11 protein-coding genes are annotated in these 15,985 nt (G+C 48.0%); 8 read left to right on the top strand and 3 right to left on the bottom strand.

What is annotated here, in order from left to right; genetic code table 11:
• Window positions 1-6 precede the first annotated feature (6 nt).
• The 3 genes from ACTRXI_RS04055 (at window position 7) to ACTRXI_RS04045 (ending at window position 3,386) form a co-directional block, all read left to right on the top strand.
• Entirely contained in the window at window positions 7-1,443 is a 1,437-nt protein-coding gene (locus ACTRXI_RS04055) for a glycoside hydrolase family 1 protein (protein WP_474261207.1), read from the top strand.
• A 15-nt stretch (window positions 1,444-1,458) separates the two neighbouring features.
• The gene (locus tag ACTRXI_RS04050; RefSeq protein ID WP_474261206.1) at window positions 1,459-2,373 is read left to right on the top strand and encodes an ROK family protein; all 915 of its coding nucleotides are present in this window, start codon (window positions 1,459-1,461) and stop codon (window positions 2,371-2,373) included.
• A 170-nt stretch (window positions 2,374-2,543) separates the two neighbouring features.
• Window positions 2,544-3,386, top strand: coding sequence for an aldo/keto reductase (locus ACTRXI_RS04045; protein ID WP_474261205.1), 843 nt, complete (start codon window positions 2,544-2,546; stop codon window positions 3,384-3,386).
• 71 nt (window positions 3,387-3,457) lie between these two features.
• On the opposite strand, the gene ACTRXI_RS04040 is transcribed toward ACTRXI_RS04045, so the two are convergent.
• The 3 genes from ACTRXI_RS04040 to betB form a co-directional block, all read right to left on the bottom strand.
• On the bottom strand, window positions 3,458-4,660 hold the full coding sequence (locus ACTRXI_RS04040; protein ID WP_474261204.1) for an iron-containing alcohol dehydrogenase: 1,203 nt from the start codon (window positions 4,658-4,660) through the stop codon (window positions 3,458-3,460).
• Window positions 4,661-4,762: 102 nt separating this feature from the next.
• A complete protein-coding gene (betA, locus tag ACTRXI_RS04035; RefSeq protein ID WP_474261203.1) occupies window positions 4,763-6,448 on the bottom strand; it encodes a choline dehydrogenase in 1,686 nt (561 codons plus the stop codon).
• A gap of 207 nt (window positions 6,449-6,655) precedes the next feature.
• Window positions 6,656-8,122 carry a betaine-aldehyde dehydrogenase gene (gene betB, locus ACTRXI_RS04030; RefSeq protein WP_474261202.1) on the bottom strand — a complete coding sequence of 489 codons (1,467 nt, stop codon included), beginning with the start codon at window positions 8,120-8,122 and terminating at the stop codon, window positions 6,656-6,658.
• A 343-nt stretch (window positions 8,123-8,465) separates the two neighbouring features.
• On the opposite strand from betB, the gene cudC reads away from it, so the two are divergent.
• The 5 genes from cudC (at window position 8,466) to ACTRXI_RS04005 (ending at window position 15,905) form a co-directional block, all read left to right on the top strand.
• On the top strand, window positions 8,466-9,035 hold the full coding sequence (gene cudC / locus ACTRXI_RS04025) for a choline uptake/conversion transcriptional regulator CudC (RefSeq protein WP_474261201.1): 570 nt from the start codon (window positions 8,466-8,468) through the stop codon (window positions 9,033-9,035).
• Window positions 9,036-9,107: 72 nt separating this feature from the next.
• Window positions 9,108-10,745, top strand: coding sequence for a high affinity choline transporter 1 (locus ACTRXI_RS04020; protein WP_474261200.1), 1,638 nt, complete (start codon window positions 9,108-9,110; stop codon window positions 10,743-10,745).
• A gap of 383 nt (window positions 10,746-11,128) precedes the next feature.
• Window positions 11,129-12,847 carry an ABC transporter ATP-binding protein gene (locus ACTRXI_RS04015; RefSeq protein ID WP_474261198.1) on the top strand — a complete coding sequence of 573 codons (1,719 nt, stop codon included), beginning with the start codon at window positions 11,129-11,131 and terminating at the stop codon, window positions 12,845-12,847.
• 155 nt (window positions 12,848-13,002) lie between these two features.
• Window positions 13,003-14,973, top strand: coding sequence for a methyl-accepting chemotaxis protein (locus ACTRXI_RS04010; RefSeq protein WP_474261197.1), 1,971 nt, complete (start codon window positions 13,003-13,005; stop codon window positions 14,971-14,973).
• Window positions 14,974-15,104: 131 nt separating this feature from the next.
• Window positions 15,105-15,905: a carotenoid biosynthesis protein gene (locus ACTRXI_RS04005; protein ID WP_474261196.1), complete on the top strand. Its 801-nt coding sequence runs from the start codon at window positions 15,105-15,107 to the stop codon at window positions 15,903-15,905.
• The last annotated feature ends 80 nt before the right edge of the window (window positions 15,906-15,985 follow it).

Genomic DNA, 15,985 nt, shown 5'->3' with positions numbered 1-15,985 from the left:
GAAAATATGTCTACTAAAACATTAACTATTCCAGAAAATTTTATGCTCGGGGCCGCGCTGTCGGCCTGGCAGTCGGAGGGCTGGTCCGGGAAGAAGGAGAGCCAGGATTCATATATGGACCTTTGGTATAAAAATAATCGGCATGTCTGGCATGACGGCTATGGTCCGGCCGTGGCCACGGATTTCCGAAATCGGTACAAAGAAGACATCAGCTACATGAAAACCATCGGTCTGACGCATTTTCGCACCTCGGTGAACTGGTCCCGGTTTTTAACCGATTATGAAAATGCCATTGTTGATGAAGATTATGCTTCGTATGTGGAGGACATGGTGGATGAATTAATCGCCCAGGGGGTAGAGCCGATGATCTGCCTCGAGCACTACGAGATTCCCGCCGAGCTGTTTGAGCGGTACGGCGGATGGGAGTCAAAGCATGTCGTGCTTTTGTTCGAAAAATACGCTGAAAAAGTGATGGACCGGCTCGGGGACCGGGTCAAGCACTGGCTGACGTTTAATGAGCCCATCGTGCCGCAGACCCGCATGTATTTGGATGCGATTCGTTATCCCTTTGAACAGAACACCAAAAAGTGGATGCAGTGGAACTTTCATAAAACACTTGCGACCGCCCGGGTCGTGAAACTATTCCGGGAAAAACAGCTCGCTGAGAGGACTGGAGCGGAAATCGGTGTCATTCTCAATCCAGAAGTCACGTATGCCCGTTCGACAGCGCCTCATGACCAGGAGGCAGCAAACAAGCACGATCTTTTTTTTAACCGGATGTTTCTGGATCCAACGATTAAAGGAGAGTATCCGGAAGAGCTGTATGAGCTGATGCATAAGCACGATATTGCCTTTACCGCGACCGGGGAAGACCTGGATACGATCCGCAGCTATACCGTGGACTATGTCGGACTGAACCTGTATTTTCCTCACCGCGTGCAGGCACGGACGTCCGGGTGGAACGAGCAGGTTCCGTTTCATCCAAGGTACTATTACGATCCCTTCGACCTCCCTGGGAAAAAAATGAATCCTTACCGCGGATGGGAGATCTTTCCGCGTATTATGTACGATATGGCGATCCGCATGAAAGAAGAGTATGGAAACATCGAATGGTTTATTGCGGAAAACGGGATGGGGGTTGAAAACGAGCAGCGGTTCAAAAATGCGGAGGGAATCATTCAGGATGATTACCGGATTGCGTTTATTACCGAGCATTTAGCATGGCTTCTGGCGGCCGTCAACGAAGGCGTGAACTGCCGGGGCTATATGCTTTGGGCCTTTTCCGACAACGTTTCCCCGATGAACGCGTTTAAGAACCGGTACGGGCTCGTCTCCATCGACCTGGAAAATAATCGGGACCGGACCATGAAAAAGTCCGCCTATTGGTTCCAGAATGTGATCAAAACCCGTACACTTAAGGTGGAAGAAGAGCCTTATAAATAAAAGGGCGGGGATAATATGAATACGTATTTAGCAGTAGATCTGGGCGGTACCTTTATAAAATATGCGTTAATCACGGAAGAAGGAACGATTCAATTAAAAGAAAAAACCAAAAGCCCTGTCAGCGTCGATGCTTTAGTAGAAACAGTAGGCCAGCTTTGTGAAAAGCTCTCTCCTATTCAGGCAGTCGCAGTGAGCTCACCGGGTGCAGTAACTGAAGAAGGTATTATAAAAGGATCCAGTGCTCTTCCCTATTTGCATGGTCCGAATATAAAAAAACTGCTTCAGAAAAGAGTGCAACTGCCGGTTTATATGGAAAATGATGCGAATTGCGCAGCATATGCGGAAGTATGGAAAGGGGCAGGAACCGAAGTCCGGGATATGCTGTCGGTAGTTATTGGAACAGGCATTGGCGGAGCGATTATTAAGGACGGAGTGCTGCACCGGGGAAATAATCTGCACGGTGGTGAATTTGGCTACATGCTGTTAAATGCAGAGGAGTTAGGATTTAGCCAGACGTGGAGCGGATTGGCGTCTACCCAGGCATTGGTACGTCGGTTTGCCAATTCGAAACAAAGAGATCCCGCTGACTATACGGGGGAAGATGTTTTCCGGCTTGCAGATGAACATGATCAGGAGGCTGCAGCAGCTGTAGAAAAATTTTATTACTATGTAGCGGCAGGCATTTACAACCTACAGTACATGTACGATCCGGAATTAATCACTATTGGTGGCGGAGTGAGCGCTCGCGAAGATCTTATTGCAAAAGTGAATGAACAATTGGATAGAATGATGGAATCTCTGCCGCTGGGGAAAATCAAGCCATCGATCGCAGCCTTTAAGTTTCGTCAGCATTCCAACCTCCTCGGGGCTGTGTATCATGGCCTAATGGAGCAGAAGAAAAAAGAACAGCAGAAAAATTCTTCAATATAAACCTTTTATAGTACGGTGAAGATAAAAATAGTATACGTACTGGGGCCAGAAAAGTTTATATTTCTTTTCCGGCTTTTTCTTTAGGTTAATAAACCTTCCGAAAAGGGAAGAGAACTACCGAACAAAAGCATGAACATATTTCAAGCTTTCAGGGAAAGGATGAGTTATTGATGAATAGTTCAATTCCGGAAATCCGTCTGAATGATGGCCTGACGCTTCCAGTCATCGGTTTTGGGACCGCGGCGGTGATTGGAAATGAGGGCGCTAATGCTGTGGACCGGGCGATTCATGCAGGCTATCGTCTGATCGATACGGCATACAACTATGAAAATGAGGGTACCATAGGAGAAGCTGTGCGGCGCAGCTCTGTCCCGAGGCAGGAGCTCCGGATAACGTCCAAGCTGCCGGGACGCTATCAGAAATATGAAAAGGCCGTGCCGGCAATCCAGGAATCGCTGTACCGCGCAGGGCTGGATTACTATGATCTGTATTTGATTCATTGGCCGAATCCGAAGCAGGGGCATTACGTTGAAGCATGGCAGGCGTTGATTGAGGCTAAAAAATGGGGGCTTGTCCGCTCCATCGGGGTATGTAACTTTTTGCCGGAACACCTGGAACATCTTGAAAAAGAGACAGGCGTGAAGCCGAGCATCAATCAAATTGAACTGCACCCGTATTTTAATCAGGAAGAATCAAGAAAATGGCACGAAAAGCATGACATCCAAACCGAATCCTGGAGTCCGCTGGCAAAGGCGAGCGATGTACTGCAGGATGAAACGCTTCGTAAAATAGCAAATAATCATAATAAAACGGTATCTCAGATTATTCTGCGCTGGCATTATCAGCTGGGCACAATACCGATACCGAAATCGATGTCGCCCCGCCGGCAGATTGAAAACCTTTCGATCTTTTCCTTTTCGCTCGATGAGCGCGAAATGGAAATGCTTGCTTCGTTGACTCAGCCGGACGGGCGCATAAATGATCAGGACCCAGCGGTATACGAAGAGTTTTAAACCTGTGCTATATAATATAAAAAAGCCGGAAAGAGGGCGCTCCTCTTTCCGGCTTTTGCGTAAGGATAATATTAAACGGTTTTTGGCACCTGATGGAAGCAGCGCTTGTAGATCCACTCGTAGTCGGACACTTTCAAGTCGCGGGGATTGCCCTCTGTCTGCGGGTCATTCATTGCTTCTTTGGCAAGACGCTCGGTCATATCAGGATTTACGCCCTGCTCTTCGAGGGAAGGAATGTCGAGCTCTTCCGCGAGATCATACATATACTGGATAGAAGCTTTAGCTGCTTCTTCGGTGCTCATGCGTACGGTGTCGATGCCAAATGCCTGGGCAACACGTGCAAAACGCTCCGGGGCACCCTTCCAGTTGTATTCCATTACCGGTCCCATCATAGCTGCGACGCACTGGCCGTGTGCTACTGGAATAATACCGCCAAGTGTCTGGCTCATGGCGTGCGCAGCGCCGGCAGATTCACTGCCGTAGGAAAGGCCTGCAAGCATTGCAGCCTGTGCCATGCCATAACGGGCTTCAAGATCCTCGCCGTCGGCATAGGCACGGCGGATGTATTTTGCAGCGTACTCAATCGCAAGCAGTGCCACCGCATCTGTGACAGGCTGGGCGAATTTCATTGTATAGCATTCAACCGCGTGAGCAATCGCATCAATACCGGTCATGGCAGTTATATGCGGAGGCATGGAAACGTGCAGCTCCGGATCAATGATGGTTACGTATGCCGGGATGAGCGGGCCGCCAGTGTTAAATTTAAATTCGCGGTCTTCGTCTGTGATCACCGCCCACTGGGTTACTTCAGAGCCAGTGCCTGCTGTTGTCGGTACAGTGATGAATGGAGGAATGCGGCGCTCCAGCGGCTTTTTGCCCTCAGCAGCTTCATAATCTAAAATCGAGCCTTCGTGGGTAGCTTCAACGCCGATCGCTTTTGCGGTATCCATCGAGCTTCCGCCGCCGACAGCAACCAGACCATTGCAGTTTTCTGCTGTGTAAAATTTGGAGCCTTCTTCAATAAGACGTACGGGAGGGTTTGGCTCTACCTTGTTAAAAAGAACGACCTCTACACCGGAAGCTTCAAGATTTTCGATAACAGGCTTTGTTACGCCTGCATTATGGATACCCGGGTCTGTGACGAGCAGTACTTTGTCAGAGCCGAGGGCTTTGATTTCTTCACCAATATGTTTGATGGCACCGATGCCGTGCTTGATTGCTGTTGGTACTTCAAATGTGTGATAGCTTAACATGCTTTCGACTTTCATGTTCATGGGAAAATCCTCCTTAATGAATGAAAAAAGATCCTTTTTTCCAAAGCGAGGGCTTTTACAAGAAGCTGCACTGGATAAAAAGAATCCTTTTTATATTTTATTTTAGGACTTAATTGTCCCTGCATCCGACGGATCAACGCCGTGACGATAAAATTTTGTATGCATCGGTTCGAGCGGCTCACGCTCAAGGATCAGGTCCGCTGCTTTTTCAGCGATCATGAGTACCGGTGCATGAATGTTTCCGTTCGTCACATAAGGCATGACAGAGGCATCCACGACGCGAAGATTTTCGACACCATGTACTTTCAGCGTCTTCGGATCAACAACGGCCATTGGGTCTGAAGCAGGCCCCATTTTCGCAGTACAGCTTGGGTGCAGCGCCGTTTCGGCATCATTCGCAACCCATTCCAGAATTTCTTCGTCTGTCTGTACAGCGTCCCCTGGAGCGATCTCTCCAGAATTGAATGGTTTCATGGCTGGTTGTGCCATGATTTCACGGGAAATGCGGATCGCTTCAACCCATTCGCGTCTATCCTGCTCCGTGGAAAGGTAGTTGTACACCATGCTTGGATGCTCCCTTGGATCCCTGGAGCGGATCTTCAGGCTTCCTCGTGCATCAGAATACATTGGCCCAACGTGCACTTGGAATCCGTGCTTTGTATCTGCTTTCTTGCCGTCATAGCGTACTGCTACCGGGAGAAAGTGGAACATTAAATTCGGATAAGGAACAGTCTCGTTAGAGCGGACAAAGCCGCCTCCTTCAAAATGATTCGACGCTGCGGGACCTTTACGGCCAAGCAGCCACTGCAGACCGATCCAAGGCATTTTCAACTTATTCAAGCTTGGCTGCATGGAAACCGGCTGCGGGCAGGAATACTGAATATATGCTTCCAAATGGTCCTGCAGATTTTCCCCGACACCCGGCAGATCAACGACCGGCTCGATTCCAAGCGAACGCAGGTGTTCTGCGTCCCCGACACCGGAAAGCTGAAGCAGCTGCGGAGAATTGATCGCGCCGCCGGAAAGAATGATCTCTCCTGCGTTCACCTTCAGCGTTTTGCCGTTGTGTTGATAGGTTACACTTTCTGCCTTTGTCCCGTTAAAATCTATGCTTTCAACAAACGCACGGGTTCTTACGGTAAGGTTTTTCCGATTCATGACCGGGTGTAAAAATGCCCGGGAAGCAGACATTCTTCTGCCTTTATGGATATGCTTATCAAATGGCCCGAATCCTTCCTGGCGGTAACCGTTCACGTCCGGTGTGCGCGTATAGCCTGCTTCTACAGCTGACTCAAAAAACGCCTCGAACAACGGGCTCGTTGCTGGTCCCCGTTCCAGCTTAAGCGGACCGTCCTGACCTCGGAACTCGTCTCCTTCTTCAGCTGCCAGCGCGTTTTCCAACCGCTTGAAGTATGGAAGACAGTGCGCGTAGTTCCACTCCTCCATACCTTCGTCTGCACCCCATCGTTCATAATCGAGGGGATTCCCGCGCTGATAAATCATGCCGTTAATAGAGCTGGATCCGCCGAGTACTTTTCCTCGCGCATGCTTAATGCGCCGGCCGTTCATGTATGGTTCCGGATCAGACAGATACTTCCAGTCATAGAGACTCTTTCCTGCAGGGAACGGCAGCGCCGCCGGCATCTGAATCAGTAAGTCCCACGCATAGTCACTTCGCCCTGCTTCTAGTACAAGCACGCTATTATTTCTATCTGCGCTTAACCGGTTCGCAAGTATAGATCCTGCACTTCCTCCACCAATAATTACATAGTCAAATGTTTCACTCATATTGTGCACCCCCAAAGATTTTCTTTGTTTAACGATGTGTGTGAAGCTATATAATAACTTTTGATCCAACTATGTTATTTCGTGGAGAGTTATTAATAAAATGATACTTACTCAACATAAAAAAACGAGAAATGATTTATAGAGTTTATGTCTATAGGAAGGCGTCAGCCTGCGTAAGCGGAAGACGTCGTATTTTTTGCTGGTTTTTTAGAAAAAATTCAGAGCTTCCGGGTTCGTGTTACGGAAGATGTGTTTGGTTTCGGTGTACTCTTCCATGCCTACCTTGCCAAGCTCACGGCCGATGCCGGACTGCTTGTAGCCGCCCCAAGGCGCCTGGGCAAAATAAGGATGGAAGTCATTGATCCAGACGGTGCCAAGACGGAGGCCGGAGGCCACCCGCTCGGCTTTGCTGATGTCGGTGGTAAACGTAGCGCCGGCAAGGCCGTACACTGTGTCGTTCGCTTTTTCCACGGCTTCTTCTTCCGAAGTGAAGGTTTCCACGGTAAGTACCGGGCCGAAGATTTCTTCCTGCACGATTCTCATGTCGGAGCGGCAGTCGGTAAAGATTGTCGGCAGAAGAAAGAACCCTTTTTGGAGCGTTTCGTCGTCCGGGCGTCCGCCGCCGACCGCAACGGTTGCTCCTTCCTGTTTACCGATGTCGATATAGTTTTCGACCTTGCTCAGGTGCTCTGCGGAAATAAGCGGTCCCATCTGTGTTTCTTCATTCTGACCGCTGCCGAGACGAATGTTTTTCACCCGATCAACGATCGCGTTGACGAAATCGTCATGGATAGATTCCTCCACCAAAAGCCGTGCTCCGGCGGAACAAACCTGTCCGGCATGAAAAAAAGCGGCGTTTAGCGCCTGGTCCACGGCAAGATCGAAATCCGCATCGGCAAAAACAATGTTAGGGTTTTTACCACCGAGCTCAAGGGCGATTTTTTTCATATTGGAGGTGGCGGACTGCATGATTTTACGGCCGGTTTCAATACCGCCTGTAAAGGAAATCAGGTCCACGTCCACGCTTTCAGAAAGCTCCGCACCGACGTCGGTGCCTTTTCCGAGCACAAGGTTGGCCACGCCTGCCGGAAGGCCGGCTTCTTCCATCAATTGAAATACCTTGACGGTCGTAAGCGGCGTAATTTCACTTGGTTTGACGATAATGGTGTTTCCCGTTGCAATAGCCGGTGCGATCTTCCAGGATGCCTGCAGCAGCGGGTAGTTCCAAGGGGTGATTTGACCGCATACGCCGACAGGTTCACGGACAACTTTGCTGTCGGAATTGGGCAGTGGAGAAGCGATATATTCGCCGCCGTCTTTATCAGCAAGTCCGGCAAAATAGTGGAACACTCCGGCGATATCGTCCATATCAGCACGGCTTTCGGTCATTGTTTTACCTGTATCGAGCGTTTCGAGCTCTGCGAGTTCTTCCTTATCCCGCTCAATGAGCTGGGCGACCTTTAATACATACGCTCCGCGCTCCGAAGCGGAAGTAGCGGCCCATGGTCCTTTGTCAAATGCCCGGCGGGCAGCCTGTACGGCTTTTACAGCGTCCTCACGGGAGCCTTCGGCTGCCTGCGTAATAACGCTTTGGTCAAGCGGATTAATAATGTCCCGGGTTTTGCCGTTAGCAGCGTCGACCCATTCGCCGTCAATATACATGCGAATATCCATATGTGTATGCCTCCTAGTCGTTAACTTTGTTAAAAAAATATTTAACGTTTTGAATAACCTAAATCTATCAGCTTTCAATTATCTTGTCAAAGACCTTCAGGGAAATTTTCATCCAGCGCCCGGAGTCATTACCCTGAAATAAATAAATTTTAAAATTTTTATTAGGCTCTCTCGCGCGTGCGAGTATATCCGAAGCCTTTTTATTTCCCGGGGAATGCACATAAAGATTAGATTCCAATATTTTTGATTAGGCATTTGACAAGAAATTTTTATACGTTAAGATTAGATACTGTGAAGAAAATATTTAACAAATTGAATTTTTTTAATAGAAAAGGAGGGGCCCATGACGGATTCTCATCACCAGGATGAATGGAGGGAGTCACTCGAAGGCGCCAAAGATATTATCATTGATTCCCTGGCTGAAACCATGGATTTGTACGGTGTCACCAGAAGCGTTGGCACGTTGTATGGGACAATGTATGTTGAAGGCGATATGACGCTGGATGAAATGAGAGAAAAACTCGGAATGAGTAAACCGAGTATGAGCACTGGAGTACGAAAGCTTCAGGAGTTCAATGTTGTAAAGAAAACGCACCGGCGCGGAAAGCGAAAGCAGACCTACGTAGCCGAAAAGGATTTTTTCCGTTTTTTCACCAACTTCTTTGCCCAGCAGTGGGAGAGAGAAGTGCGGACGAATTTGAGCGCTATCGAAAGCGCCTGGGAACAATTGGATATGCTGATTCAGTCGGAAGAAGCAGAAGAATCCATAAAAGAAGAAGCCCGGGAGATTCAGCGAATTCTCAGCCAGTCGATCAAGTACTACAAATGGTTGAGTCGTCTCGTGGAGTCTATGGAAACAGGAGAATTATTTAAATATATTCCGATAGAAGAAGATGATGAAAAAGAGAGATAACAGTTTTACTTTATCTCTCCGGAAAATGTTTTCGCAATATTTAGAATTTTATAAAAAATAGAGGTGTTGCTCGTGATCGAGAAAAATTTAAACTTATTAAAGAGTCTAGGGTTTGTCCTTTTGGTAGCAGCAGTACTGATTTACATAATTGCCACTGGTGACGAAGTGATGTGGAGCGGCTTTATTGCCATGCTTGTTTTCTATGCTTTGATGTACTATGTCGGGGCCTATTTTGCCGCTAAAAAGTCTGATTCTCTCGATGACATGATGGTGGCTAAACGGAGTCTGCCGCTTGTTATCATGATTTTCACGATGGCCGCCACCTGGGTAGGAGGCGGTTATATTAACGGGACCGCAGAATCAACATATGCTGACGGCCTTGTATGGGCTCAGGCCCCGTGGGGTTATGCCCTCAGTCTCATTATCGGCGGTATTTTTTATGCGAGAAAAATGCGCCGTTACGAATTCAAAACCATTATTGATCCGCTCGAGCAGCGGTTTGGCAAGAAAATGGGCGGTCTGCTTTATCTTCCGGCGCTCCTGGGGGAAATGTTCTGGAGCGGCGCGATTCTGACAGCACTAGGCACTACATTCGGTACTATTTTAGGGATCAATTTTACGACGTCGATTGTTATTTCAGCCATTATTGCGATTGCCTACACCGTATTTGGCGGCATGTGGGCGGTTGCCTATACAGATCTTTTACAGATGATTCTGCTGTTGGGTGGTTTGTTTCTTGTGCTGCCGTTTGCCTTTGGCAGCACCGGCAGCCTGAGCGTAAACTGGAATGGTTATCAGGCGGATCTTGGCACCTATGCGAACCTTTTTCCGCCACTTGACGGGTGGAATCATCCGGAATGGGGCAACTATTTCTGGAACTGGTGGGACTATGCCTTTCTATTAATTTTCGGCGGCATTGCCTGGCAGGTTTATTTCCAGCGCGTGCTCTCCGCTAAAGATGAAAAAACGGCTATGTGGTTTTCGATCATTGCCGGTGTAGTATGTATTATTGCGGCTGTCCCAGCCGTTCTTATTGGTATAATCGGCTATAATGTCGACTGGGCGTCCTTTGGTACTTCAGCACCGGAAACAGCGGCCATGGTACTGCCGGAGGTGCTCCAGCATCTGACGCCGGGATGGGTAGCGGCGATTGGCCTCGGGGCTCTTGCAGCAGCCGTTATGTCTTCCATGGACTCCTCGATTCTGTCCGCCTCCTCGATGGCTTCATGGAACATATACCGCCCGCTGCTTCGTCCGAAAGCCTCCAACGATGAACTGAAAAAGGTGATCAAGACCTCGATTGTGATTATCGGGGCGGCTTCTACCCTGATTGCTTTAAATGTTGGAAGTGTATATACTCTGTGGTACCTTGCGTCGGATTTGATTTTTTGTATTTTATTCCCGCAGCTGACCATGGCTCTGTTTTATAAAAATGCGAACGTGTATGGTTCCCTGACAGCATTTATTGTATCTGTCTTTTTGCGCCTTGGCGGCGGAGAACCGGCGATCGGCCTGCCGGTCTTTCTTCCGTACCCAATGATTGAAGACGGGATTGTGCTTTTCCCCTTCCGTACGGTGATCGTTATTATCGCGTTTATTCTTATATTTGTGGTTTCTGAAGCTACAAAGAAAAAGGCTGTTCCAAAGCCGCTTCTCATGCCACATGAACGAGATGACAATGCAGCTTTAGAAAAAAAGCCGTCTAAATAAAGTCAAAAAAAGAGCCTGGAAGCAGCAATGCTTTCAGGCTTTTTGGCGTACAGCGCCGCATATACAAAGAAAACAGCTTCTACAGCTGTATACTGAAGCTTAGGAAGTTTTCGGGAAGGTCAACATACCTGATGGCATTCAGTGTATCTATATTAACATATTTCCTTTGTTTGTCTATTAAACACAAAAAAGAATACCGATAATTAATGCTGTTTTTTAGCTAATATTTGCTTTCCATACCGATAAGCGCCTGTTTTCATATTATTTCATGGTTATTTGCATTATATGGAAATAGCCAGGTAGAAAATGATTGAATTTCATCAGCATTTCTATACAATAAAAGAAGTATTTCAACGTGAATTTGATTAGAAGAGGAGACCCTGATGCTTAAACGTTTTTATTCCTATTACCTTCCTCATAAACAGCTGTTTTTCATCGATTTTTTCAGCGCGATCGCTGTTGCAGCCCTGGATCTGGTCTTTCCGCTTGTTGTCCAGTGGTTTATTGATTCCCTGCTTCCCCAGGAGGATTGGAACCTCGTCGTGTGGGTCTCAGCCGGCCTGCTTGCCATCTATTTATTCAGTGCCTACCTGCAGTACATCGTCAATTATCTGGGGCACAAGCTTGGCATTAATATTGAAACGGATATGCGGCGGGAGCTGTTTAAGAGCGTTCAGGGCCAGTCATACCGATTTTTTGATAATACGAAAACCGGCCACATTATCAGCCGTATCACTAACGATTTGTTTGATATTGGAGAGCTTGCCCATCACGGGCCGGAGGATTTATTTATTGCCGTTATGACGTTTGCGGGCGCTTTTACGATTATGTTTTCGATTAATCCGCAGCTTGCCCTTGTTGCTCTTGTGTTTGTGCCATTTCTGATTGCGCTTATTACCTATACGAATATTCAAATGAACAAAGCGTGGACAAAAATGTACGCAGAAATAGGCGATGTGAACGCCCGGGTGGAGGACAGCGTCTCAGGGGCACGGGTAGTACAGTCCTTTACAAACGAAGCCTTTGAAATCGACCGGTTTGCCAAAAACAACAACCGTTACCGCCGGGCTAAGCTCTCGGGCTACCGGACGATGGGGCACACTACGGCGACTATTTTCTTAACGACCCGTCTTATGATTCTGGCAGTGCTTGTTTACGGTGCGTGGCTCGTTTACACAGGTGCCATTACAAACGGTGAGTTCGTCGGCTTTATTTTGTACGTGAACGTGCTCTTCAAACCGATAGAAAAAATCAGTGCGATTTTAGAGCTGTATCCGAAGGGCATGGCCGGCTTTAAACGGTTCGTGCAAATGACAGATGCAGAAAAAGATATTGTCGACCACCCTGATGCAGTAGAAGCTCCGGTGCTTACAGGTGACATCAGGCTTGAAGATGTCACGTTTGGGTACCATAAAAGCCAGCCGGTGCTCCGGGACATGAAAGTAACGGTACAAGCTGGAAAAACAGTTGCCTTTGTCGGCTCTTCCGGGGCCGGGAAGACGACGATCAGCTCGCTGATTCCGCGCTTTTACGACGTGGACGCCGGTGCTGTGACAATTAACGGTATAGACATCCGGAAGATGACAAAGGAATCCCTTCGTTCCCAGATCGGCATGGTGCAGCAGGATGTGTTTTTGTTTAACGGCACGTTGAAGGAAAACATCGCTTACGGGCGATTGACGGCTGAGGAGGAAGAGATTGAAGAAGCTGCCCGGCTGGCGAACCTGGACGGGTTCGTAGAGGAGCTTCCGGATGGGTATGAAACAGAAATCGGCCAGCGGGGGTTAAAGCTTTCCGGGGGCCAGAAGCAGCGGATTGCAATTGCCCGTGCTTTCTTGAAGAACCCGCCGATTTTAATTTTGGATGAAGCGACCTCAGCGCTCGATACGGAAACCGAGGCACTGATTCAGCAGTCGTTGACCCAGCTGGCGGAGAACCGGACGACGATTGTAATCGCCCACCGGCTTGCGACGATCCGGCATGCCGATAATATCGTGGTGGTGACCGGCGGCCGTATTGCTGAGCAGGGGACGTATGAAGAGTTGATCCATAAAAACGGCGTTTTTGCTTCGCTGAACAGTGTACAGCTTGAATATCAATAAAATGTTTTCCTCTCCTGAATTTATATGGAGAGGATTTTTTTATGCCAATGCAAAATAAAAACAGTTTGGAGAACAAAGAATTGCAAAAATGAACCGATAGATAATAGTAGAGGGCCTATTACATAGAAAAATATATTTTAGAAAAGAGGATGCCTATGCTGCAATCATTAACGCTGCGAAAAAAATTATACATCTCGTTTTTACTCGTACTGCTGGTGCCAAGTATTATTATCGGCTTCAGCTCCTACACGTCTGCCAAAAATGAAGTCAGGAGCCAGATGAATAGCAATGCCGGGGAAAGCGTTGGTCTTATTAACCAACAGGTGGATGAAGAAATGAATGCAAGAATTGCTGATATCAGCCATTACGCCGGCCTCGTCACCGAAGAGTCATTTACCGATCCTGAAGCCGAAGAACGTATGCTCGACACCTTTAATGACTATATTCAAACACATGGCAAGGTTATTTCCATCTACACGGGCTCGAATGAAGGAGAAACACTGTTTGCATCGGATCAGGGGGAACTGCCGGAGGATTATGATCCAACCGAACGTCCATGGTTCCAGGAAGCAGTCGAAGCTGGGGGTGAGGCAGTACTTACTGATGTTTATGTAGATGCAGCAACAGAAGCCCAGATCGTAACGATTACCCAGCAGCTGGATGACGGCTCGGGGGTAATGGCTATTGACTACGATTTATCCTCCCTGGAGTCTCTGGCAGCAGGAGCGGCCATTGGTAAAGAAGGATATGTTGTATTGGCGGATACGCAGGGCAATTATATGGTTAACCCTAACGCAGAACCTGGAGAACCTATGGAAGAAAACGTCTACAGCCAAATCGACGGTAAGAGTGACGGCCATTTTTCGTACACGCTGAACGGGGAAGCAAAGGAAATGGAATTTATAAAGAATGAAACCACCGGCTGGACGGTCGGCGGCACGATGTATACGAGCGAGTTTCAGGAAGCAGCAGCGCCGATTCTCTGGAGAACCGGTATCGTCATTGCCGCTGCACTCCTTGGGGGCCTTCTGTTTGTCTACTTTATCGTAAAAAATATTTTAAAGCCGATCCAGCGTCTTCAGGCTTCTGCTGAAAAAATCAGCCGCGGTGATCTGACCGGGCAGGTGGAAGTAAACAGCAACGATGAAATTGGAGCACTCGCCGCAAGCTTTAACCATATGGTGGAATCTCTACGGGGCATTCTCACTAAGCTTTCTGCGTCTGTGGAGCATATGAGTTCATCGTCAGAGCAGCTGAAAGCAAGCTCGGAGCAGACCTCGCAGGCGACAAGCGAAGTAGCTGTCGCTACCGAACAGGTGGCAAGCGGAGCAGAAAGACAGACGGAAAAAATTGAACATAACAGCGCCGCGCTTGAAGAAGTGACCGGCGGAGTGAAAAAAATTGAGGAACGGACGGACAACGTGCTTCAGCTGTCAGCTGAAACAGCAGAAAGGGCCCGCGAAGGCAGCAGGTATGTAGAAAGCAATCTCTCCCAGATGCAGGATATCCATCAATCTGTTACTGCCTCCAATCAGGTGATTCAGGCTTTGTCGGATCGCTCCAAGGAAATTGGCGGCATTCTTGAGGTTATTACCGGCATTGCGAGTCAGACTAACCTGCTTGCTTTAAACGCAGCCATTGAAGCAGCACGGGCCGGAGAACAGGGAAAGGGCTTTGCCGTCGTCGCGGAAGAGGTGCGAAAGCTTGCTGAGCAGTCCTCCACTTCGGCAGAACAGATTGGTACGCTGATTAAAAGCATTCAAAATGATGCAGAGCAGTCTGTAATTCAAATGGAGGGCGTATCAAAAAATGCGGAGCAGGGGCTGACCGTATCTGAGGACACCTCTAAACAGTTTCAGCAGATTCTTGACAGCATGGAGCATATGGCTCCAAAGATTGAAGAAGTGACTGGAACGATCCGGAGCATGGCCGGAAGCGTCGAGCGTATTTCGCATTCGGCTTCTGATATCTCTTCGATCGCCCAGGAAAACGCGGCTTCCTCCGAAGAGGTGGCGGCGTCCACGCAGGAGCAGCTCGCCTCGATGCAGGAAATATCCTCTGCGGCCGAAACGCTCGCTTCCATGGCAGAGGACCTTCAACAGGAGGTCAACTACTTTAAAATATAGAGATAATATTAGTTGCAGGCAGAAAATCCTTCGGGGTTTTCTGTTTTTTTTTATAAAATACAGTTAAAACAAGTATTACCCGGGAAATAGACAGGGGCATCCATTAATAGTCTGTAACTTCAGGAGGGGCCATGAGAAACTTACCGTTTGACATAGGTTTATTTCGTTTTTTTATCTTTTGGTACATATGCGGCATCGTGCTGCTGACGTTTGATTTGCTCCCGGTATGGCTGGAATGGGCAAACGCTGTTTTTCTGTATTTAACCGGAGTAATTGGTGCTTTTTTTCTGATTCGGTCTTACGGGGGGAAAACCGGAGGCGGGCTGACTGCCGTTATTTTTCTGCTTTCGATGTTTCTTGAAGGGATCGGTGTGCAGCTGAATCTCTTTTTTGGAAGCTATGAATATGCTTCTGATTTCGGGGCGATGGTTCTAGGGGTGCCGCTGACGATTGGAGCAGCCTGGGTGGCCATCGTTTCTGGGTCACATGCGTTAATGCTTTATATTCTGGGCATGCTTCCACGCCTGCGTGGATGGGTATCGTTTATTCTTTATGTGCTGCTGGGAGCACTTTTAGTCACCGGAATTGATTTTGTACTCGACCCTGTGAACTATCTGGTGCAGGGGTACTGGATATGGAATGAAGGCGGCTGGTATTATGATATTCCGTTTTCGAATTTCCAGGGATGGTTTATTATTGGCTTTCTTCTGCATACGATTATGTATTTGGTTCTTCACTTTCAAGGGAGGTTGTTTGACGTGTCGGCTTATTGGCAGCCGCGCACTGCTGCTTTATATGTTCTGCTTACCTTTATGTTTACCGTGCTCGCACTGTTAAATGCTCTTTGGCTCGCCGGGACGATTGGAATTGGTATCATGATTTTTTGTTTTGTGGTGCTTACAGGCAAAAAGCAGCAGGTCCAAAGAAAATAACAAAACGTTAACAGGTTCTTCATACAAGCGTTACATTAAGGGCTTAATATAGGAGGTGTTGATCCCCCCAGGTTCATCCC

It is taken from the genome of Marinococcus sp. LNHM4E3-1, from assembly GCF_056034405.1.
The sequence above is the reverse complement of the archived record's forward strand: the minus strand, read 5'-3'. Positions and strand labels throughout refer to the sequence as shown.